Source organism: Oceanisphaera sp. (assembly GCF_052084945.1).
GTDB lineage: Bacteria > Pseudomonadota > Gammaproteobacteria > Enterobacterales > Aeromonadaceae > Oceanimonas.
On sequence record NZ_JBQDEX010000005.1, the window covers coordinates 8,359 to 29,422 of the forward strand.

The 21,064-nt window shown below is 47.6% G+C and carries 20 protein-coding genes and 1 pseudogene; 20 read left to right on the top strand and 1 reads right to left on the bottom strand.

The window, feature by feature from the left end; all coding sequences use genetic code 11:
- The 20 genes and pseudogenes from ACTHY5_RS01060 to ACTHY5_RS01155 all read left to right on the top strand — a co-directional run.
- Positions 1-383 (top strand): hypothetical protein (locus ACTHY5_RS01060; protein WP_441875138.1); only part of this gene is annotated, 383 nt, incomplete at its 5' end.
- Between the two features lie 322 nt (positions 384-705).
- Positions 706-1,668 carry a YbgA family protein gene (locus ACTHY5_RS01065; protein ID WP_441875141.1) on the top strand — a complete coding sequence of 321 codons (963 nt, stop codon included), beginning with the start codon at positions 706-708 and terminating at the stop codon, positions 1,666-1,668.
- Positions 1,658-2,521, top strand: a complete 864-nt coding sequence (locus tag ACTHY5_RS01070; protein ID WP_441875144.1) for a MerR family transcriptional regulator — start codon at positions 1,658-1,660, stop codon at positions 2,519-2,521. The genes ACTHY5_RS01065 and ACTHY5_RS01070 overlap by 11 nt, the downstream gene beginning before the upstream one ends.
- Positions 2,499-3,914 (top strand): deoxyribodipyrimidine photo-lyase, encoded by a 1,416-nt coding sequence (gene phrB / locus ACTHY5_RS01075; RefSeq protein WP_441875225.1) that lies wholly within the window; start codon positions 2,499-2,501, stop codon positions 3,912-3,914. Before ACTHY5_RS01070 ends, phrB begins: the two co-directional genes overlap by 23 nt.
- A complete protein-coding gene (locus ACTHY5_RS01080; RefSeq protein ID WP_441875147.1) occupies positions 3,911-4,351 on the top strand; it encodes a nuclear transport factor 2 family protein in 441 nt (146 codons plus the stop codon). The genes phrB and ACTHY5_RS01080 overlap by 4 nt, the downstream gene beginning before the upstream one ends.
- Positions 4,348-5,076 (top strand): SDR family NAD(P)-dependent oxidoreductase, encoded by a 729-nt coding sequence (locus ACTHY5_RS01085; protein WP_441875150.1) that lies wholly within the window; start codon positions 4,348-4,350, stop codon positions 5,074-5,076. Before ACTHY5_RS01080 ends, ACTHY5_RS01085 begins: the two co-directional genes overlap by 4 nt.
- Positions 5,073-6,306, top strand: a pseudogene (locus ACTHY5_RS01090) (NAD(P)/FAD-dependent oxidoreductase). Before ACTHY5_RS01085 ends, ACTHY5_RS01090 begins: the two are co-directional and overlap by 4 nt.
- Complete coding sequence (locus tag ACTHY5_RS01095; RefSeq protein WP_441875153.1) at positions 6,303-7,022, top strand: DUF1365 domain-containing protein; 720 nt, start codon at positions 6,303-6,305, stop codon at positions 7,020-7,022. Before ACTHY5_RS01090 ends, ACTHY5_RS01095 begins: the two are co-directional and overlap by 4 nt.
- 11 nt (positions 7,023-7,033) lie before the next feature.
- Positions 7,034-8,287 carry a class I SAM-dependent methyltransferase gene (locus tag ACTHY5_RS01100; protein ID WP_441875156.1) on the top strand — a complete coding sequence of 418 codons (1,254 nt, stop codon included), beginning with the start codon at positions 7,034-7,036 and terminating at the stop codon, positions 8,285-8,287.
- Positions 8,280-8,768, top strand: a complete 489-nt coding sequence (locus ACTHY5_RS01105) for a DUF2878 domain-containing protein (protein ID WP_441875159.1) — start codon at positions 8,280-8,282, stop codon at positions 8,766-8,768. The genes ACTHY5_RS01100 and ACTHY5_RS01105 overlap by 8 nt, the downstream gene beginning before the upstream one ends.
- Entirely contained in the window at positions 8,768-9,271 is a 504-nt protein-coding gene (locus tag ACTHY5_RS01110) for a chalcone isomerase family protein (protein ID WP_441875162.1), read from the top strand. Before ACTHY5_RS01105 ends, ACTHY5_RS01110 begins: the two co-directional genes overlap by 1 nt.
- Before the next feature lies 1 nt (position 9,272).
- Entirely contained in the window at positions 9,273-9,803 is a 531-nt protein-coding gene (locus tag ACTHY5_RS01115; protein WP_441875165.1) for a DUF3833 domain-containing protein, read from the top strand.
- Between the two features lie 38 nt (positions 9,804-9,841).
- Entirely contained in the window at positions 9,842-10,627 is a 786-nt protein-coding gene (locus ACTHY5_RS01120; RefSeq protein ID WP_441875168.1) for an EAL domain-containing protein, read from the top strand.
- 426 nt (positions 10,628-11,053) lie between these two features.
- Positions 11,054-12,043, top strand: a complete 990-nt coding sequence (locus ACTHY5_RS01125; protein ID WP_441875171.1) for an NAD(P)/FAD-dependent oxidoreductase — start codon at positions 11,054-11,056, stop codon at positions 12,041-12,043.
- 72 nt (positions 12,044-12,115) lie between these two features.
- Positions 12,116-13,069, top strand: coding sequence for a ferrochelatase (gene hemH / locus ACTHY5_RS01130; protein ID WP_441875228.1), 954 nt, complete (start codon positions 12,116-12,118; stop codon positions 13,067-13,069).
- A 138-nt stretch (positions 13,070-13,207) separates the two neighbouring features.
- Entirely contained in the window at positions 13,208-14,398 is a 1,191-nt protein-coding gene (locus ACTHY5_RS01135) for an efflux RND transporter periplasmic adaptor subunit (protein WP_441875174.1), read from the top strand.
- Entirely contained in the window at positions 14,385-15,638 is a 1,254-nt protein-coding gene (locus tag ACTHY5_RS01140; protein ID WP_441875177.1) for an ABC transporter permease, read from the top strand. The genes ACTHY5_RS01135 and ACTHY5_RS01140 overlap by 14 nt, the downstream gene beginning before the upstream one ends.
- Positions 15,631-16,377: an ABC transporter ATP-binding protein gene (locus tag ACTHY5_RS01145; protein WP_441875180.1), complete on the top strand. Its 747-nt coding sequence runs from the start codon at positions 15,631-15,633 to the stop codon at positions 16,375-16,377. Before ACTHY5_RS01140 ends, ACTHY5_RS01145 begins: the two co-directional genes overlap by 8 nt.
- A gap of 252 nt (positions 16,378-16,629) precedes the next feature.
- A complete protein-coding gene (locus tag ACTHY5_RS01150) occupies positions 16,630-19,203 on the top strand; it encodes an EAL domain-containing protein (RefSeq protein WP_441875183.1) in 2,574 nt (857 codons plus the stop codon).
- A 27-nt stretch (positions 19,204-19,230) separates the two neighbouring features.
- Positions 19,231-20,298 carry a sensor domain-containing diguanylate cyclase gene (locus ACTHY5_RS01155; protein ID WP_441875186.1) on the top strand — a complete coding sequence of 356 codons (1,068 nt, stop codon included), beginning with the start codon at positions 19,231-19,233 and terminating at the stop codon, positions 20,296-20,298.
- Between the two features lie 199 nt (positions 20,299-20,497).
- Here the strand turns inward: ACTHY5_RS01155 and ACTHY5_RS01160 are convergent, their stop codons facing one another.
- A complete protein-coding gene (locus ACTHY5_RS01160) occupies positions 20,498-20,992 on the bottom strand; it encodes a 6,7-dimethyl-8-ribityllumazine synthase (RefSeq protein WP_441875189.1) in 495 nt (164 codons plus the stop codon).
- Positions 20,993-21,064 lie beyond the last annotated feature (72 nt).

The following is a 21,064-nucleotide window of genomic DNA, read 5'->3' on the forward strand; positions in this document are numbered from 1 at the left end:
TCAACCTAACGCCTTATGTCACTGGTACCCTAATGCGTCGTGAGTTAAAAACCGCAGATTACACTACCTATGACAGCGGCACCCCCAGTGTGTTTGGTCAGTTTGGTGTTAAACAGCGCCATAATATCAGTGACTGGCAAGGTGAGGTCGACTTTTATGTACAAGCCGCGACCAAAGCCAAAGACATTACGGACGCTCGCAGAGGAGATCTCTACAGCGCCGGTTATGGGGTATTTAATGCGCGTTATAACATTACTCACTTAGATAATTTACGGTTTGGTATTGAGTTAAATAACTTACTTGATAAAGATTATCGCCAAAGCAAAGAAGAAATGCGCGGCGCGGGTCGCAGCTTTAACGCCTTTGCCAGCTATACTTTTTAAGCCTTAAGCGAGCTTACACTCGCTGACCACAGCTAATTAAATAGACGGTAAGCCCTTTACCGTCTATTTTTCTGCGAAAACCGCTTGTCTTTTTTCTGCCCCAGCCTCCCAAGCTATCCCCCCATTGTTATATCAATCTAAGTCAAGATGTGAGCTGATTTAAAGCGTGATGTTAGTGTCGGTTAAGTCGCCCTGTACAGCGAAGCTAAAGAGCCGTTTATTGCTCAGATTGATATTATTTATAATTTCCTGTTGTACAAGCTTGACCTAAATGTACAACTTAGGCTAAATTGCATTCATTAGCTGTACAAAAGGATAGGTCATGTACAAGTTTGATCCTAAGGTGATTCGTGTCGGTATTAGTGGTTGTTTGATCGGGCAAAAAGTGCGCTTTGATGGCGGCCATAAACGTTCCGACTTTTGTACTAATCAACTGGCAAAGCATGTTGAACTAGTGCCTTTTTGCCCAGAAATGGCCATAGGCTTAGGCACGCCCCGCCCGAGCATTCGCTTAATTGGCCAAGGAGAAAACGGCGAGCAAGTGATTGCGCAAACGGCCAAGGGGCAAGATGTTACCGAGGCACTGCGTGATTATGGCAAAAAAATGTCGGCGCAGTTTTCAGGCTTAAGTGGTTATGTGTTGTGCGCCAAATCTCCCAGTTGCGGCATGGAGCGGGTGCGGGTGTATCACGAAAGCGGTAAGGGTAATGCCAAAGTGGGAGTGGGTATTTATACCGCCGAGCTGATGAAAGCTCTGCCATTATTGCCTTTAGAGGAAGATGGTCGGCTGAATGATGACATATTGCGCGAAAACTTTGTGACCCGTATTTTTGCGCTTCACGACTGGCAGTGCTTGTGTCACGAGGGCTTAACCCGTGCCGGCTTAATTGCTTTTCATAGTCGTTATAAATATCTGCTAATGGCGCACCACAGAGAAAGCTACCAAGCACTGGGTAAGTTATTGGCTGACTTATCATCAGAGGTAGAAGCAAAAGCCGACGCCTATATTGCCGGATTAATGAGCGCTTTAGCAAAGCCGGTGACCCGCAAAGAGCACACCAATGTGTTGCAACATTTACAAGGTTACTTTAAGCGTGACCTTCACTCTCGCCAGCGCCAAGAGCTTGCTCACACCATAGACCAGTATCGAAATGGCATGCTGCCTTTATTAGCGCCCATTACGCTGCTACGCCATTACTTAAATGAATTCCCTAATGACTATCTGCAACAGCAGGTCTACTTGAATCCACATCCGGAGGCATTGCGATTACGCTATGGCATCTAATTCTCACTCTACGTCAGCCATTCAGTATCCGATCCCAATTCGTGAGGTGGCCAAATTAACGGGTATTAACCCTGTTACCTTGCGTGCTTGGCAGCGCCGCTATGGCCTATTAACGCCTGCGCGTACCGAAAAAGGCCACCGCTTATACAGCGAGCAAGATGTGGCCACTTTACGCCAAATTCTGCATTGGTTAGAGCAAGGGGTCAGCATAGGGCAAGTGAAGGGGTTATTAGAGCAGCCCGAGCCTCAAGCTAGCGGCTCAAACTGGCAACAAGCACAAGACATGTTAATGCGCTCTGCCTGTGAACTTAATGTAAATCGCTTGGCCACCGAGCTACAAGACTTAATTAATCTTTATCCCGTAGAGCTGGTATTACGTCGGGTAATAGAGCCGTGGTTATTGGCATTAAACCAATTGCAGCGCCCAGATGCTCAGCTTATTGAACAATGTGCCAGTGCTCTTTTAACGCGATTATTGCAGCAGTTACTCACCATTAAGAGTGGCCCTGTGATTGCTGTGGCTAGAGTGGGGCAAGTCGCTGAGCAAGACGCACTATTAGTGCAATTTGAGCTACAGGGGCTGGAGTGTCGCAGTATTAATTTAGGACAGCTTGACCCTGTAACTTTGCCGCTGGCTGAAGGGCGACTCAAGTTTGATGCCTTAGTGATTGTATTGGGAGCAGGCCTAACCGCTCGAGATATCGCTGACATGAACAAGGTATTGCCAGAGGCCTGTTTTTTAGTGGGGGAGCTTGGGCGAATTTATCAGCAACAACACCAATTAGCGCGTCCATATTCAAGCACGGTCAGTGAGCTTGCGAGGGAACATGATGCAGCATTTAGTTTGGTTTAGAACTGACTTAAGGGTCGCCGATAACCCGGCATTATATGAGGCCGCCGCCAATGGCGCCCAGGTACACGCCATTTATATTGATTGCCCTAAACAATGGCAACTACATGGCCGCTCGCCAATACAAAGAGACTTTTTAAGCCGCCACTTACAGGCATTAAGCGAACAATTGGCCGCCCTAGGTATCCCGTTTACCTTGTTAAGTGCTCCCACCTTTGCTGGGGTGCCTGAAGTGCTCGCCTCTTGGTTAGCAAAGCACCCTCATCATGCCTTATACGCCAATAGAGAAGTGGCTGTTGATGAACGTCGGCGCGATAAAGCGGTGCAGCAGCGCTTAAAAGAGGTGCTCGATATTCGGGTGTTTAACGGTGATTGTGTGTTTAACCCAGGCAGCCTAACCACCCTAAATGGCGATATGTATAAGGTGTTTACTCCCTTTGCCAAAACCTGGTTGAAAGCACTACGCAACACCGGATATCGCCTATTACCCACCCCCAATGCTCAAGGCGATGCGCTATCTGTTACCCAATGCGACTTGAGTGGTGAGCGAGTGAGCAGTGAACACTGGCCGGCGGGCGAGCAGCAGGCAGCCGAGCAACTGGCCTCATTTTGTGAGGATCATTTATTAGATTATGGCGAACAGCGAGACTTTCCTGCGGTGACCGGCACTAGCCAATTATCGCCTTATTTAGCCTTAGGTATTCTCTCGCCCAATCAATGCTTAGCAGCCATTGAGCAAGCATTAGGTACCTTGCCTACCAGTCGCGGCGAGCGCGGTTTTGTGTGGTTAAATGAAATTATTTGGCGGGAGTTTTATCGCCATTTAATGGTGGCTTTTTCGCGCTTATCGATGAATCGTGCCTTTAAACCCGAAACCGAAGCACTGCAATGGAGCCAAGACACTGAGTCTTTTGCAGCCTGGTGTACCGGTCAAACCGGATACCCCATTGTTGACGCTGCCATGCGTTGCTTAAATGAAACCGGTTGGATGCATAACCGCTTGCGCATGATAGTTGCCAGCTTTTTAACCAAAGATTTACACCTTAGCTGGCGCCAAGGCGAAGACTATTTTATGTCGCGTCTCATTGATGCCGAGCTTGCCGCTAATAATGGTGGTTGGCAGTGGGCCGCCGGCACAGGCGCTGACGCAGCCCCGTATTTTCGGGTGTTTAATCCGGTTACGCAAAGTAAGCGCTTTGATGAACAAGGTGACTTTATTCGACACTGGCTGCCTGAGCTTGCCAAGGTGCCTGCAAAGTTTATTCATCAACCACAAACCTGGTTGGAGCAACATCAGTTGGGGCACACCTATCCAGCGCCCATTGTTGATCATAACCGGGCTCGCAAATATGCCATTGCCATGTTTGATGCGCTAAAAGATCAGGAGTCCTCATGAGCATAACTCCAGAAATGAGCCCAGCATTAGCGGTGTTTTGTCGCGAATATCAGCAGCTATCTGGTGAGCGCTTAAGCGTATTGCGTGAGATTTATGCCCCCGATATTCACTTTCAAGACCCTGCTCATCAAATTCAAGGTATTGAGGCATTAGTGGAGTATTTTGATGGTTTATTTAGCAATGTCACTCAGTGCCAATTTGAAATAACTCAGGTTATGGAGCAGGCCCCAGCCGCCTTTATTCGCTGGACCATGACCTTTGCTCATCCGCAATTAAATGGCGGAAAAACCGTGAGCATTCCTGGGGTGAGCTATTTAGAGTTTGCTGAACAAGTCACAGTGCATCGCGATTATTTTGATCTTGGCGCCATGATCTATGAACAGGTGCCGGTGCTGGGTGCCTTGGTAAAAATACTAAAACGGAGATTAAGCCAATGAAACGGATTTTAATTACCGGTGCCAGCTCCGGCATAGGCCAGCAACTTGCACTAGATTATGCCGCCGACGGCTGGCAAGTGGTAGCGGCAGGGCGAGATGCCGATAAATTAGCCCATGCCCTAGCGAGTATTAACTTTGAGCCCTGTATTTTTGATATGCAAGAGCCTGCGGCCATCCACAAGGCAGTAGCAGAGTTAGCGCCTTTTGATCTGGTGCTGCTTAATGCGGGTAACTGTGAATATATTGACGATGCGCTGCACTTTGATGCTGAATTATTTGCGCGAGTCATCAATGTCAACTTAGTGGGCACCGCCAATTGTTTGCCGGCACTCTTGCCGCGCATTAAACGCGGTGGTCGGCTCGCAGTGGTTAGCTCTTCGGTAAGCTTCTTACCCTTGCCGCGCTCCCAAGCTTATGGCGCTTCTAAGGCGGGGTTAGATTACTTAGTGCGTACCTTAGCCATCGATCTTGTTCCCCACCAGATTGCGGTGAGCCTGATTCGCCCAGGCTTTGTCGATACGCCTCTGACTCAAAAAAATGACTTTGCTATGCCCGGGCAAGTCACGGCCCTTAAGGCCAGTGCCGCTATTCGCCAAGGACTCGCCAAAGGCAAATCAGAAATTTGTTTTCCGTTTGGTTTAATAAGCACATTGCGCTTGTTGTCGTGGTTGCCCCAGGGATTATGGCGCCGTTTGGCACAGCGTTTAGTAAGGAGCCAGCCATGAGTCACATTGCCATTGTGGGCAGCGGTATTTCTGGGCTAACCAGTGCTTGGCTCTTGAGTCAACAGCATAATATTACCCTGTTTGAAGCCAATGATTATTTAGGGGGACACACCGCCACTTTGGATGTTGAGGTTGATGGCAAAACCCAGGCGGTTGATACGGGATTTATTGTATTTAATGACCGTACTTACCCGCATTTTCAACAGTTGCTGGCGCGTATTGGTATTCATGCCAAGCCCACCGAAATGAGCTTTAGTGTGCAGCAATCACAGACGGGGTTGGAGTATAACGGCCATACCCTAGGCTCAATGTTTGCACAGCGCGCGAATCTATTTAAGCCGCAGTTTTACGGCTTTTTAGCCGAAATTGTGCGTTTTAATTTATTGTGCAAAAAAGTGCTGGCAGAAGAAACGCTTACCGAGAATGACACCCTAGGCCGTTTTTTAAGTCACTACGGTTTTTCGGAATTTTTTATTGGTCATTATATTTTACCTATGGTGGCCGCTATTTGGTCATCATCATTGGCCGATAGTCGCGATTTTCCACTGGCGTTCTTTTTGCGCTTTTTTAACCATCATGGATTATTAAATTTAATTGATCGTCCGCAGTGGTATGTGGTGGAGGGCGGGTCACGCAGTTATATTCCTGCGCTTACGGCATCATTAACCGACATTCGCCTTAATACGCCTGTGCTTGCGATTAAGCGTGACAGTGACTACGGCTAACGGCTGCGAGCGTTTTGATGAGGTGATTTTAGCCTGCCATTCTGATCAGGCGTTGCGGATGTTGAGCGATGCAAATGAGCAAGAACAACAGGTGCTGGGCGGGTTAACGTATCGTGATAATGAGGTGGTTTTACATACCGATACCCAATTGTTACCCACTGAACCGCGGGCTTGGGCGAGCTGGAACTATTGGCTAGATGGCAGTGAAAACGCCTTACCGGCGGTCACCTACAATATGAATATTTTACAGGGAATTCGCTCTACCCAAACCCTTTGCGTGACTTTAAATCGCGGCGATGCCATTGATAAAGAGAAAGTATTACGCCGCTTTACTTATGCGCACCCCGTCTATAACGCCGACGCCATTGCCGCCCAAGCTCGACGCCATGAGATTTGTGGGCAGCAACATACCCATTTTTGTGGTGCTTATTGGTACAACGGCTTTCATGAAGATGGTGTAAAAAGTGCGCTCGATGTATGCGCGCGCTTTGGAGTGAGCTTATGAGCCTACATAGCGCGATTTACAAAGGCCGTGTACGTCACCGCCGCTATCGACCCAGTGCGCACCATTTTAGTTATGGACTTTATATGCTGGCACTCGATTTAGATGAGTTGGCGGTATTAGAACAACAAAGCCGCTTATTTAGTTGCACGGGGTTTGCGCCACTGCGCTTTCGTCGCCAAGATTATTTAGGCGATGCAGGCCGGCCGTTAAAAGAGTCAGTGCTTGATGAAGTGGCACAACTTGGCGGCGATAACAGCGGATTAGACCGAGTGGTGATGTTGGGGCAGGTGCGCTGTTTTGGGGTGTATTTTAGCCCTATAAATGTGTTTTTTTGCTATGAGGGTGAGCAGGCTCGCTTTGCCCTGATGGAAGTACATAACACCCCTTGGAACGAGCGCCATTGCTATTTAGTGGATTTAGCCCAACAAGCCGCGACCGAAAAGACGTTTCATGTGTCGCCCTTTATGGACATGAACATGCATTATCACTGGCGTATTAAGCCGCCAGAAAACGGGGTGCTGGTCCATATTGAAAACCAGGATCCAGAGCTAATATTTGATGCCACCTTATCGCTAAAGCGTCACGACTTTAGTGCCACTTTATTAAAAACGGCATTGTTACAGTGGCCCATGATGACGCTGACCATAGTGCGCGGTATTTACTGGCAAGCACTGCGGTTATTTTTAAAACGTGTTCCTTATCACCCTCACTCTTAAAGGAAGTTATTATGGATACTACCTTGAGTAGATCACAACCAAGGCGTCTTGATCGCTGGTCTCGCCAGCTGGCTTTTGCGTTATTAGCTCAATTACAAGACGCTAAGCTGACCATTAAAGACGGCCAACAGGTGTATGAGTTTGGTGATAAAGAGGCGCAGTTACAAGCCCATGTACAGGTGCATGATACCCGTTTTTATCGCCGTTTAATGTTAGGTGGCAGCATAGGTGCTGCCGAAGCTTGGGTAGATGGCAGTTGGCACAGCCCTAACTTAAGTGCCTTAATGCAAATATTTGCCCGCAATATGGCGTTACTCGATAAGTTTGAGCGACGTTTAGCCTGGCTAACGACCCCTTTGCATAAGTTAAAGCATAAATTGAATCGTAATTCTCTTAAGGGCAGCCGAGCCAATATTGCCGCCCATTACGATTTAGGCAATAACATGTATCAGCTGTTTTTAGACCCATTAATGCAGTATTCGTCGGCTGTTTTTCCAACCCCTAATACTGATTTAGCGCAAGCACAAGAGCATAAATTGCACCTTATTTGCCAGCAGCTAGATCTTAAGCCAACCGACACGCTATTAGAAATAGGCACTGGCTGGGGAGGCTTAGCCTGTTTTGCCGCCGAGCATTATGGTTGCCATGTAACCACCACTACCTTGTCTGCTGAGCAATTAAAGGTGGCTCAGCAAAGAGTGATGGAGGCTGGGTTACAAGATAAGGTGACCTTGCTGCTAGAAGACTATCGTGATCTAAAGGGCCAGTACGACAAGCTGGTGTCGGTGGAAATGATAGAAGCGGTTGGCCACGCTTATTTACCTGCCTATTTTTCGGCGCTTAATCGACTGCTTAAACCCAATGGCAAATTGCTTATTCAAGCGATCACCATCGCTGATCAGCGTTATGATCAATATCGCAAAGGGGTCGATTTTATTCAGCGCTATATTTTTCCGGGAGGATGCTTACCCTCAGTCAGCGAAATGTGTCGGCATTTAAAAGAGCAAACCGACATGACACTCAGCAAACTCCAAGACTATGGCCAACATTATGGGCAAACACTCAATATATGGGCGGCACGTTTTCAGCAGTTAGAGCCTGAGCTTAAAGCATTAGGTTATAGCCGAGATTTTCATCGCTTGTGGGCTTTTTATTTTGCTTATTGTGAGGGCGCCTTTCGCGAGGGCAGCATTGGGCTGGTGCACTTTGTGGCCAATAAACCCGCAGCCGTGGAGCCCATTACAGCAGCGCCTGCTTATGTCTAAATGGCAATGGTCTCAGCTGATTGGGTTTCAGTGTTTTTGGTTATTGGCTGTGGTTGGGCAAAACAGTAGCACAGCGTTACTGTGCTTATTGCTACTGAGCCATTTTGTGTTTACCCCAAGCCGCGCTCAAGACGCTCGGGTACTGCTATTGGCCGGCCTTGGGATAAGCGTTGATTTTTTGCTCAGTCTAAGTGGCGTTTTTGTCTTTAACCAACCGCCATTTTGGTTAGGTTTATTATGGTTTGGGTTTGTTCTGACGTTAGGCCACAGCATGGGGTGGTTATCTAGATTGAAGTGGCCTTGGTTAATGGTGATAGGGGCTTTGTCTGGGCCTAGCTCTTATCTTGCCGGGTGGCGATTGGAGGCGGTGACCTTACCGCTTGGCATAAGCACAACTTTATTTATATTAGCCCCTATATGGGCCTTGTTACTACCCTTACTAATCCGTTGGCAGCAACAGCTGTCTCAAGGAGCACACTGATGCTTAACATCACAAAGCACTCGCTAATGGGGCTGATATGGCTGCTCTGTACTGTGCCTTCAGCTTATGCCAGCCCAGTAGATGATTTACAGCTAGTGGGACAAGGCGAGATGGACTGGTTGTTTTTCGATCTTTACGAAGCGCGCTTTTACAGTGCCAATGGTCGCTATCAAGCGGAGCAACTTCCGCAAGCACTGAGCCTGCGTTATCAAAGAAGCATCGACAGCCATAAACTGGTAGAGGCAACCATTAGTGAGTGGCAACGCCTTGGGGTGCGATGGCAATACAGCTGGCAACAAGCCCTAGAGTCAGCTTGGCCATCAGTGCAATCGGGCGATCAGCTGACTCTAAGAGTGAACGCTGATGGCACTAGCCACTTTTATTTTAACGGTGAGCAGCTGACTCAAATTGACGACCAACAATTTGGGCCCGCTTTTTTAGCGATATGGCTCGATGATAACAGTAGAAAACCTAAGTTAACTCAACAACTAAAAGGAAACTAACATGCGCACTTTATGGATGGCAGCCACCCTGGTGCTGAGTGCATTATTAATGTCCTGTAGCAGCGAGATTAATGATTATGCCGGTACTCACCCCCAGTTTGAATTAGATGAATACTTTAATGGCGAGCTTAGCGCTCACGGCATAGTACAAGACAGATCAGGCAAGGTGTTGCGCCGCTTTAGCGTTGATATGACAGGCAGTTGGCAAGGTAATAAAGGAACCCTAGAAGAAGACTTTATTTATGACGACGGTGAGCAACAGCGTCGAGTATGGCACCTGACTAAAACCGCTGAGGGTCACTACACAGGTACTGCCGATGATGTGGTGGTGGATGCCGTTGGCCAAACTAAAGGTTTTGCACTTAACTGGCGCTATACCCTAGCCGTGCCAGTAGATGGTAAGGTGTGGCATATCGATTTTAATGACTGGATGTACCAATTGGATGAGCACCGCGTATTAAACCGGGCAGACATGACCAAGTGGGGAGTTAAAGTCGGTGAAGTAACACTGTGGATAGAGCGCAAGCACTAATCACGGCTTACTGTTAACTCACCTATAAGGATGCCGACATGCAAAATATATTAGAAGGTTGCGAGACGGCGTTATGCAGTCAGTGCCGCCATCAATGTGCACTCAACTTTGATTTTACGATGGCGTTTCAGCCGATTATTAACGTGACCACTCGCAATATATTTGGCTATGAAGCCCTAGTGCGCGGTATCAATAATGAGTCGGCCTACTCGATTATATCTCAGGTTAATGATGATAATCGCTACCTGTTTGACCAGTTATGCCGGGTGAAAGCGATTGCACTGGCTTCTCAGCTTAATTTGAGCTCTATGCTGAGCATTAACTTTTTACCCAACGCCATTTATCAACCAGAGCGCTGTATTCGTACCACCCTTGCTGCGGCTAACAAGTATAACTTTCCGAGTGAGCGCATTATGTTTGAGTTTACGGAAGTAGAAAAGCTGGCCGACAATAAACATATTCAGCGTGTGGTGGAGCATTATCAACAGTTAGGGTTTACCACCGCCATGGATGACTTTGGCTCTGGGTATTCAGGGTTGAATTTATTGGCCGATTTTCAAACCGATATTATTAAGCTTGATATGGAGCTTATTCGTAATATTGAGCAAGATCAGGTGCGCCAAGCCATTGTTAAAAACTGTTTAAATCTATTTGCCGATTTAAATATGACCGCATTGGCAGAGGGGATAGAAACCCAAGCTGAATTTGAATGGCTACAGTCGGCTGGAGTAGAGCTGATGCAAGGTTATTTATTTGCCAAACCTGGTTTTGAGTGCTTGCCAGAGGTCAATTTTGCGCCGCTGTTCAGTCACCCGCACGCCTAATACCAATCGTATTAAATAAGTAGTCAGTTTGTGCTGCTTGTAAAAGCCGAACAAAGGGGCCACTACACCGACACGCTGCAAGCACATCCCTGTGGCGCTCAAACACATGACTTCCCTGTCATGTGATGGTCGGTGGAGTCGCTCCCTTTATCCGACTCTCGATTGTGGAGTCGCCAGTAATTAGGGCTAGCTGACAGCTTAGTGCCTCAAAGGAGGGAACAGAGATCAGCTCCCACGACCATGAAATGCCATGGACGGCATTTCCTGAGCCCCCATGGATGGGTTGATGGCGTGTCGAGGGAGGTGACTCTGTTTCCTCTTTATACTGCATTTAAATAGATCGATTATTTAGTGTGTTTGGTATAAATAGTGAAACGTACTGTGACGCTGATGTGTTGATAATTTTAGAGGTTAACAAGGATTAATATGAAACCTAGTATTGCTATTATCGGGGCAGGTCTCGCCGGATTAACCCTAGCGCGTGAGCTGAGGGATCAGGCAGAGATTAGCCTGTTTGAAAAAGCTCGGGGCTTAGGGGGACGTATGTCTACCCGAAGAAATGCCACCCATCAGTGGGATCATGGTGCCCAGTTTTTTACCGCTCGTAGTCAGGCTTTCACCTCACTGTTAGCGCCTTTTATTGATGCCGGTACTGTGGTCGAGTGGCAGCCAAATATTATTACCCTAAGTCCGAGTGATAAGCCTTTTAAGCGTCCTTGGTTTGAACCCCATTATGTAGCAGCACCGGGCATGAACTTTTTGCTAAAAGCCATGAGTGATGGGCTTAATATACAGCTGAGTACTCGGGTTGAAACTGTCACCCGCGCCCATGATCAATGGCAACTCTATGATGAAAATAACCAGTTGTTGGGGGAGTATGATTGGGTGGTAAGCTCGGCGCCTTTGCCCCAAACCCAAGCCTTGTTACCCAAGGCCCTATTGGGCGATGACTTGGCGCAATATCAGATGCTACCTTGCTATGCGTTATTACTAACGGTGGATGATGCTGACTTGCCGCATTGGGATGCGGCAAAAGTGAATCATAGCGCTATTCGGTGGATTTCTTTTAATCATAGATTACCTGGGCGCAATATGAAGGCCGGTACTGTGGTGGTGCATACTGGTTCAGACTGGGCTGCTGAGCACTTAGAAGATGACCAAGAGCAGGTAAAAGAGACCTTACTCAACACCTTTTGCGAGCTAACTAATATTAGCTCTCACAAGATAACCGGTGCGCAGTTACATCGCTGGCGCTATGCGCTGAGTGCAGAAGTGCTTGAACCTGAGTCTGAGTTTATTTTAAATGCAGAGCAAGGGTTAGCGGCCTGTGGCGATTGGTGTTTAGGGGGACGAGTAGAAGCGGCCTTTACCAGTGCCCATCAATTGGCGAAAGCCTTGCGCCAAGCGTTAGTTTAATCGCGGTATCAAAGAGTTAATTACTTACTTAATAATAAAATAAATAAGGAAGTCGGTGTGAAGACAGGTGTAATGCTAGTGAACTTGGGTACTCCCTCGGCGCCCACGGCCAAAGCGGTTCGTGCGTTTTTGGGGCAGTTTTTACATGACTATCGTGTGGTCGATCTGACTCGATTTTTATGGTGCCCTATTTTGCATGGGGTGATCTTGCCGTTTCGCTCCCCTAAAGTGGCGAAATTGTACCAGTCAATTTGGTGGGAAGAAGGCTCACCGCTGATGGTCGTCAGCCGTCGCCAACAAGCGGCACTAAGCCAGCAACTGGCTGCGCAAGATATTCCGGTGGTGTTGGGTATGAGCTATGGCGACCCCTCTATTGAAAGCGCCTGGCAAGAGCTGAAAGCGGCTGGAGTAGAAAAAGTCATTATTCTGCCGCTTTATCCGCAATACTCGGTTAGTACCTCAGCGTCGGTATTTGATAGCTGGGCGCGGATCATGAAAAAAGAGCGCCAAATTCCTTATTTTAGCTTTATTCGCGATTATTATAATCACCCCAGCTATATCAAGGCCTTGGCTGACTCAGTACGCCAAGATTGGCAACAAAATGGCAAAACAGATCTGCTGTTATTGTCTTACCATGGCATTCCTAAGCGCTTTGAAAACCAAGGTGACCCTTATGGGCATCAATGTCATAAAACCTCAGAGTTATTAGCCGCAGAGCTGGGGCTTGAGCCACATCAGTGGCGCACTACCTTTCAATCCCGTTTTGGTCGAGAAGAGTGGTTACAGCCCTACACAGATGAAACCATGCAAGCCTTACCCAAAGAGGGAATTAAGCACATTAGTGTGATTTGCCCGGCATTTTCTGCTGATTGTTTAGAAACCTTAGAGGAAATTAGTGAGGAAAATAAAGAGTACTTTATCGCAGCAGGGGGGGAAAGTTATCACTATATTCCGGCACTGAATGACAACAGCGCTCACATCAAAATGATGCTCGACTTAGTGAATGCAGAAATAACGAATAACTAATTTCTGCTTACATTAGTTAATGTTAAACTAAGCAGCATTATCTTCAATAATGGTGCTTAGTGAGCTGAGCGGTGGCGGTTTATTGGCTGCAATAGCGACTTGCACTGTTGAAAACGCGAATAAGGTGAGAGTACGAAGATGCGCACTCGATATAAAATAGTTATTGTCATTGGCGCATTGCTGCTCTGGTTTGGTATACAACAGTGGCGTGGCCCTGAGCTAGCTGGGCTAACAGTGGAGTTAAAGCCGTTAGAGTTACGCATTGTAGCCAGTGGCGAGGTGCGTTATCAGTCTCTGGCGCGCATTGGCAGTGAAGTGACCGGCACAGTGATTGCGCGTTATGTTCGAGAGGGCGATAAGGTTAAGCAGGGTGACTTATTAATTGAGTTGAACTCGACAGAGGCCCAGTCGCGCCTTGATCAAGCCCACACCTTGTTACAACAGCTAGAAACCATCACCCGTCCCCAAGCGCAAGCCGCCTTGGCTGAGGCGACAGAAAATGCTCGCCAAGCTCGCCGTGAGGCACAGCGCCGTCAAGTCTTAGCCGATAAAGGCACGCTGGCGCTTGAACAAGTTGAACAAGCGCAGCGGCTAGCGCACAACGCCCAAGTACTGCTCACTCAAGCAAGATTAACCGCCCGCTCGGTATCAGCACAAGGCAGTGAAGCGCGTTTATTAGCACAGCGTATCACCAGTGCTCAGGCGGAGCTGGCTAAAACCCGTATTTATGCGCCTTTTACTGGGCGAGTGCAGTCGCGTAACGTTGAGCCTGGTGATGTAGTGCAGCCCAATGATGTACTATTAGAAGTGGCGCGCAGCACGCATCAAAGCTCGCAAGATGAGCTAGAAGTGGTTGTGGCACTGGATGAGAAAAACTTCAGTCCTCTACAGTTACAACAGCCGGTACAGCTGATTGCCGATGCTTGGCCTGAGCAAGTGATTGCCGGTGAAGTACGCTTTATTGCGCCCGCCATAGACAGTGGGCGCGGTACCATAGATGTGCATATTGATCTGTTAAGCGAGCCTGATGCCGCTCGCTTGTTACCGGGTATGACAGTGTCAGCCAATATTATTGCTGACGAGCGGAAGCCTACCTTGGTGCTGCCAAACGATTACCTTAGGGTGAATAATCAGGGACAGGCACAAGTGATGCGCTGGCAACAAGGAAAAGTACAGCGTGTTAATGTGCAATTAGGGCTGCGTAATGTGACCCATAGCGAAGTGGTGTCCGGCCTTGAAGAGGGCGATATAGTGGTGCAAAACCAAACCCTTAATGACGATCAACGCGCCCGAGTCCGTTTTGAGCAAGCCCCGCATGTTATTCGTTAATCGCGCTCGTCGCTTAGCCGACTCTTTGTGGATCGAGTGGCGTATTGCGCTGCGCTTTTTGGCAGACAACCCACTCCAAACCTTGTTGATAAGCGTAGCGATTTCGGTGGGTACGGCTGTAATTGTGTTTATTACGGCATTGATGATGGGCTTGCAGAGCAATGTAATAGATCGCACCTTGGGCACACAGGCTCATATTCGCATTGAGGCAACCCAGTTACAAAACCAGCTATCTGATCCATCACCTGATAAATACGTATGGGCGTTAGAAAGTCCACGAGCACAAGGCTTACAAACCATTAATAACTGGCAAGAAGTGCGTCGAGTATTAGACAGTTATGGCCCTTTAACTCCCATAGTGAACACCGTTTCGCCGCTGATTTCGGGGCCGGCCTTTGCCCAAAAAGGCACAGCGCGCGCCTCTGTGGCATTAATGGGGGTTGATGCTAAGCGTTATAGCGGCATTATTGACTTAGCAACATACCTACAAGCAGGGCGCTTTAGTATTGATGCCAGTGATGTGTTAATTGGCAGCGAACTGGCCAAAGACTTAGGGCTGCGCTCGGGAGATAAGTTGCGCCTAGATGCGGGGGGCAACCGACAAACCGTGGTCACTATAGCGGGCATTTTTGAGCTAGGGGTGCGCGAGCTAGACAGTCGTTATGTGTATACCAACCTTAAGCAGGCGCAAACGCTGCTAAACTTGCCCGGTGGTGTCTCTGTATTAGAGCTTAAAATAACCGATGTATTTAGTGCAGATTATTGGGCGCAGCGTATTGCGCAATTAACCGGATTGCATGTGCAAAGTTGGATGGACAGCAATGCGCAATTACTGAATGCGCTGCGTTCACAAAGCATGACCACACAAATGATCCGCGTATTTGTGGCGTTATCGGTTATTTTTGGTATCGCCAGTGTATTGGCGGTGAGCGTGGTACAACGTACCCGAGAAATTGGTATTTTACGTGCCATGGGCAGTTCGCAACAGCAAATATTGCGGGTGTTTTTATTGCAAGGTGGCTTATTGGGCTTAGCCGGCTCTTTATTAGGTGTATTGGTTGGCTTTAGTTTGGCGCAACTGTTTAATAGTGTTGGAGAGCGGTTATTTGTGATCCAGCTTGAACCCAGCATGATGCTGTCGGCAATTTTAATATCAATGACGGCCGGCGTGATTGCCGCCGCCGTGCCTGCCCGTCGTGCGGCGCATTATGATCCTGCGGTGGCGATTCGTTATGTCTAAGTCCTTACTCTCAGACCCAGCTCCCTCATCTGAGGTGGTATTGCAGCTTGATAAGCTCAATAAAGTGTTTAATGCCCATACTGAGCTAGAAAATCATGTATTACATGATATTTCGCTTGAGGTGAAGCGAGGCGACTTGGTCGCCCTAGTCGGTACTTCGGGCTCAGGTAAAAGTACCTTACTAAATATTATGGGGTTATTGGATGTAGCCTCTGCCGGTGAGCTGTATATTCAAGGGCAACTTACCCAAGGCTTGCCAGAGCAGGCTCGCACGCAATTGCGCAGTGAGTCCATTGGTTTTGTGTTTCAGTTCCATCATTTGATCAGCGCCTTTAGCGTACTGGATAATGTGCTAATGCCATTAATGTTACGCTATGGCAAACCGTCAGCGGAACAAAAAGCCTATGCCCGCTATTTATTAGCAGAAGTGGGGTTAGCAGATTATATGCAACAGCCCACCAATCGATTGTCGGGGGGACAGCAACAAAGGGTTGCCATTGCCCGTGCTTTAGTCACTAAACCGGCCTTAATTTTGGCGGATGAACCCACGGGAAATTTAGATACGCAAACTGCCGATGAGGTTTTTCATTTATTTGAGCGCTTTAATCGTGAGCACGATTGTGCCATTGTCATTGTGACTCATGATCCCAGATTAAGCGCCCGTTGCCCACGGACTATTCGGCTAACAGACGGCCGTATAATATATGATGGCCATTCTTCACAATATTTAACAGAGTGAGAAAAATACTAGGGGTATAAAGGATTGATGTCCGATATACTTGAGCCTTGTTAGGCTAATTTCATTAGGCATTTAACAGCGTAACATACTCATTTTTGGTCGACATGGATAACGTCAAGCCCAATATCGGCTACCTTATTTGGAAAAATATCAGCGGTGGCAAGTTAATGCGAATGTGATAGATAACTGCTTATGTTATTGGTACATCACTAGGCGTATTGTTATTTTATTTTGACCATAGGTGATATCGCTATGACTCCAGAGCGCCAAGCGTTGGCCGCGTTACAGCACATTCACAATCAAATTGCACAACATGCGCCCCTTGATGACACGCTGTCGGCCATTATCGATATGATTGCCGCGCAACTGCCCGATGCCTTAGTGTCATTTATGTTGCTCTCGCCAGAAGACAACACCTTGAGTGTGGTGGCCAGTCATGGTTTGTCTGATACTTACTGCCAAGCCGCGCAACAAGTTTCCGTTGGGCCTAATATTGCGTCTTGTGGGGCCAGTGCCTTTCATAAAGAGATTGTGATCACGCCCGACATTGAAGCAGACGCCAACTGGGACGCCTTTCTTGATCTGACTCGCGCCGAAGGGCTGGCCTCTTGTTGGTCGGCTCCGGTATTAAGCCCAGATGATACGTCGTTAGGGACCTTTGCCACTTACTATCGAACCTCAAGAGTTCCCACGCAAGATGAAAAAGCCAAGTTAATGCAAGCGGCTGATCTGGTGGCGCTTGCTATTGCTCGCCAACAAGATCGCCAAGCGGTGCACAGTCAAGAGCAGCGCTTTAGCTCTTTATTTACCCAACAGCCTGATGCGGTATTTGAGCTGGATCTCGGTGGGCATTTCTTAAATGCTAATCAAGCTGTTACGCACACCATAGGTTTCTCGCCAGAGCAACTGATAGGCACTCACTATAAAAGTCTTTTAGTAGAAAAAGATTATGCACTTACTCAACAGGCTTTTGAACAAGCGTGTTTGGGGCATTCTCAGTATTTTGAAATTGATATCTACGACTCAGACCATCACATTCGCCGCCTACACATTACGCATTTGCCTATTATTGTTGATTACAAAATAGTAGGCGTTTACGGCATTGCGCGGGATGTGACAGCTCAATGTCAACAAGCGGCAGAGCTACGATTGTTACAGCGCGGTATTGATGCCAGCCGTAACGGGGTGGTGATGGCTGATGCCAGTGTGCCTGAGCTGCCGGTGGTGTATGTGAATAAAGCGTTTGAAGAGATTACCGGCTACAGCAAAGCTGAGGTTATAGGGTATAACTGCCGATTTCTTCAAGGTAAAGGTACAGACCCACATGCCATAGCGCAAATTCGCAACGCCATTGTTGAGCGTCGTGAGCATCAAGTGACCTTGCTGAATTATCAAAAAGATGGCACGCCGTTTTGGAACTTATTCAGTTTGGCTCCGGTGCTTGATGAGCATGGCCACTGCACCCACTTTGTGGGGATACAGCAAGACGTGACTCGCCAACAAGAAAATGAAGAAAAGCTGCTTTTTCAGCGCACCCACGACTTGCTTACTGGATTGTTAAATCGTGGAACCTTTGAGCAGCGCTTAGCGCAGGTTTATCGCGAGAGTCAGGGATCGCGCGATATTGCCATGTTAGTGATTAATCTGGATGGCTTTAAAAGTGTCAACGAGGGTCTGGGTCATCATGTAGGTGATGGCTTATTAAGGGCGGTCGCGCAGCGGCTCAGTCGTTGGATACAGCCTGAAGAAAAAATTGCGCGCTTGGGGGGAGATGACTTTGGATTGTTATTACTAGACCGAGATAAGGCGGCTATTAATCAAGCTGCAGAAAGCTTGTTAACGCTCTTATCTCGCCCCTTTGTGGTTAACGAACACCTTCTACATATTAGCGCCAGTATTGGTATTTCAAGTTGTGATGAGCCATTTGATGAAGGTGCAGATTTGATGCAGCGCGCTCATGTGGCATTGCACGAAGCTAAGTTACAAGGGCGTAATATCTGGCAGCGTTATACAGGCCAACTTTGTCCTGTTAATCACGAACAAATTGCCCTGCGTCGAGAGATACTCGAGGCCATAGAAGAACAACAATTTTTGGTGTATTACCAGCCCTTAGTCGATGCCCGCACCGGTGAGGTGCGTAGTTTAGAGGCGCTAGTGCGCTGGCGCCATCCCAAGCGAGGCATGGTGCCCCCTAATGACTTTATTCCTTTGGCAGAGCACACCGGACAAATTATTAATATTGATCAGTGGGTGTTGCGTCAAGCCTGTGTAGATACGGTGGCCATAAATATTAGTCGCCCAACCACACAACCGGTTGCTGTGGCGGTGAATATTTCTCCTATCCACTTTCGTCGTCCAGGTTTTGTGAATGAAGTAAAACAGGTACTAGAGGACAGTGGGTTAGCGCCTTATTTATTGGAAGTGGAGGTAACCGAAGGTGTATTAATGTCGGGCGCCGACACCGCCATTAAGCAGCTTGATGCCTTGCGTCAACATGGAGTAAGAGTTGCAATAGATGACTTTGGCACAGGGTTTTCTAGCCTTAGCTATTTACGTCAGCTGCCTATTAATAAAGTAAAATTAGATCGCTGCTTTATTGAAGGCATTGATCACAAGCGAGACGGCGCAGCTATTGTTCAGGGGGTGATCACCATGGCGCATCACTTGGGGTTGCAAGTGGTTGCGGAAGGAGTAGAAACCCAAGCCGAACAAGAAGATTTGATACGGCGCGGCTGTGATCTACTGCAAGGTTTTTTATTCTCTCGACCCGTACCACTATCAGAATTTATGGCGCTTCCCTTTAGATTGCCGGTCAGTTCATGTTAAAAACCTACAACTTTATGGGTAAAAATCATGATGAACTCTGTCTCTAATTATCATTCAGATACTGATGAAGAGCAGCGTTTGGCGGCATTGGTCGCCTACGACATACTGGATACACCTCCTGAGGATGCTTTTGATGATATAACTCAAATTGCCGCCTTAATTTGTGATGCTCCGGTGGCAGTCATTAACTTTATTGACCGAGATCGTCAGTGGTTTAAGTCGGTGCTGGGATTGAATGTTCGTGAAACGCCGCTGGATATTTCTATTTGTGTGCATGCTCTTTTTCAGCCCGATTTATTTGTGGTGCCAGACACTGCACTTGATCCGCGCTTTATGGACAATCCCTTGGTCAATGGTGACCCCCAGCTGCGGTTTTATGCGGGCGCTTTATTGGTCAGTGAAGATGGTCATCCTTTGGGTACTTTGTGCGTGCTCGACCATCATCCGAGAGATCTTAATGAGAAACAGCGTTTTGCGTTAAGGGCGTTGGCCAATCAGGTGATGGCGCATTTAGAGTTGCTACGAGCGCATAAAAAGCAGGCTGCATTAATTCAAGAGTTACAGTCTGCTCAAGCAGATTTGTTGCAGCTGGCCTCTACCGATCCTCTTTCGGGATTACTTAATCGCCGAGCGTTCGAACAATATCTAAACCAAGAGTTGGCGCTGATTAAGGCTGACACCAGTCATGCGTCCTTAGTGATGATTGATCTTGATCACTTTAAACGTATTAATGACAATCTTGGTCATGATACTGGCGACTGGGTTATTCAGCGGTTTGCACAACTTTGTCGAGGTGTATTTAGAAAAAGTGATGTGATTAGCCGTTGGGGTGGGGAGGAGTTTGTGGTGTTGATGCCTAATACTCCCGAAGTCGATGCCTTACAGGCTGTAGACCGTTTACACCAACGATTAATCAGTGAGCCCATTGTATATGCAGAGCACCAAGCTGTTTTTATTACAGTGAGTGTGGGTATCTGCTCGTTGACGAGCACCAGTGAATTGCAAGAGTGCCTGCGCACCGCAGATAGACTGTTATATATGGCTAAAGATAATGGCCGAAGCTGTACCGTTTGTGAGTCGTCACAAGCTAAATAATCGTAAGCTGTGTGATGGTAAGTCATTCTTGTGACTGTATGTGTATCAGTGCGCTAAACCTATTCTGTTTACTATGCTGTTGTGCGCTGTGGGTCGACTTCAACCGCCCCAATGGCATTGCAATCATAATGAGCTGTAAAAAGTAAAAAACACCAAACAAACAAGCGGCAGTTTGGTGTTTTTTCAAGGCTTTTAGCTTCTAATTGCCAGCGCTTATCGCCTGTGCTGTCAGGCGGATGGCTCCATCTGCAGCGCTTGCTAACTCTTGTCCTTTGAGTACAAAATGGCGATGGTAATATTGCTTATGCTCATCGTGATCATGAAAATGATGTGGTGTTAAAATTGCGGTTAATACCGGCACTTCGGTTTCTAGCTGTACTTGCATTAAGCCGGTGCATACTGCTTGGGCGACAAAGTCGTGACGATAAATACCGCCATCCACCACTAAACCACTGCATGCGATGGCGGCGTATTGGCCGGTTTTTGCTAGTAGTTTGGCTTGCAGGGGAATTTCGTAGGCACCGGGTGCGGAGAACACCTCAATTTTATCTGTATCATAACCCAGCTCGGCCAGTTGGCTGCGAAAGCCATCCAGTGCTTTAAGCACAATATCGGCATGCCAAGATGCGTGAATAAAAGCGATGCGTTGGTCGCGAACATTAAAATTGTTGGTTTTCGTTAAGCTCTGATCCATGGGTTAATCCTATTATAAAATCACTGAATCAGGGCGAACGTACAGGCAAGCATGGCATAAGGCAAAGCGTGG

What these genes read in the sequence shown, in the direction of transcription:
- ACTHY5_RS01135 (WP_441875174.1), top strand. Translation starts at nt 13,208, where the DNA reads ATGCGCACTCGATATAAAATAGTTATTGTCATTGGCGCATTGCTGCTC.
- ACTHY5_RS01155 (WP_441875186.1), top strand. Translation starts at nt 19,231, where the DNA reads ATGATGAACTCTGTCTCTAATTATCATTCAGATACTGATGAAGAGCAG.
- ACTHY5_RS01070 (WP_441875144.1), top strand. Translation starts at nt 1,658, where the DNA reads ATGGCATCTAATTCTCACTCTACGTCAGCCATTCAGTATCCGATCCCA.
- ACTHY5_RS01140 (WP_441875177.1), top strand. Translation starts at nt 14,385, where the DNA reads ATGTTATTCGTTAATCGCGCTCGTCGCTTAGCCGACTCTTTGTGGATC.
- ACTHY5_RS01150 (WP_441875183.1), top strand. Translation starts at nt 16,630, where the DNA reads ATGACTCCAGAGCGCCAAGCGTTGGCCGCGTTACAGCACATTCACAAT.
- ACTHY5_RS01105 (WP_441875159.1), top strand. Translation starts at nt 8,280, where the DNA reads ATGTCTAAATGGCAATGGTCTCAGCTGATTGGGTTTCAGTGTTTTTGG.
- hemH (WP_441875228.1), top strand. Translation starts at nt 12,116, where the DNA reads ATGCTAGTGAACTTGGGTACTCCCTCGGCGCCCACGGCCAAAGCGGTT.
- ACTHY5_RS01160 (WP_441875189.1), bottom strand. Translation starts at nt 20,992, where the DNA reads ATGGATCAGAGCTTAACGAAAACCAACAATTTTAATGTTCGCGACCAA.
- ACTHY5_RS01120 (WP_441875168.1), top strand. Translation starts at nt 9,842, where the DNA reads ATGCAAAATATATTAGAAGGTTGCGAGACGGCGTTATGCAGTCAGTGC.
- ACTHY5_RS01080 (WP_441875147.1), top strand. Translation starts at nt 3,911, where the DNA reads ATGAGCATAACTCCAGAAATGAGCCCAGCATTAGCGGTGTTTTGTCGC.
- ACTHY5_RS01085 (WP_441875150.1), top strand. Translation starts at nt 4,348, where the DNA reads ATGAAACGGATTTTAATTACCGGTGCCAGCTCCGGCATAGGCCAGCAA.
- ACTHY5_RS01145 (WP_441875180.1), top strand. Translation starts at nt 15,631, where the DNA reads ATGTCTAAGTCCTTACTCTCAGACCCAGCTCCCTCATCTGAGGTGGTA.
- ACTHY5_RS01095 (WP_441875153.1), top strand. Translation starts at nt 6,303, where the DNA reads ATGAGCCTACATAGCGCGATTTACAAAGGCCGTGTACGTCACCGCCGC.
- ACTHY5_RS01115 (WP_441875165.1), top strand. Translation starts at nt 9,273, where the DNA reads ATGCGCACTTTATGGATGGCAGCCACCCTGGTGCTGAGTGCATTATTA.
- ACTHY5_RS01065 (WP_441875141.1), top strand. Translation starts at nt 706, where the DNA reads ATGTACAAGTTTGATCCTAAGGTGATTCGTGTCGGTATTAGTGGTTGT.
- phrB (WP_441875225.1), top strand. Translation starts at nt 2,499, where the DNA reads ATGCAGCATTTAGTTTGGTTTAGAACTGACTTAAGGGTCGCCGATAAC.
- ACTHY5_RS01100 (WP_441875156.1), top strand. Translation starts at nt 7,034, where the DNA reads ATGGATACTACCTTGAGTAGATCACAACCAAGGCGTCTTGATCGCTGG.
- ACTHY5_RS01110 (WP_441875162.1), top strand. Translation starts at nt 8,768, where the DNA reads ATGCTTAACATCACAAAGCACTCGCTAATGGGGCTGATATGGCTGCTC.
- ACTHY5_RS01125 (WP_441875171.1), top strand. Translation starts at nt 11,054, where the DNA reads ATGAAACCTAGTATTGCTATTATCGGGGCAGGTCTCGCCGGATTAACC.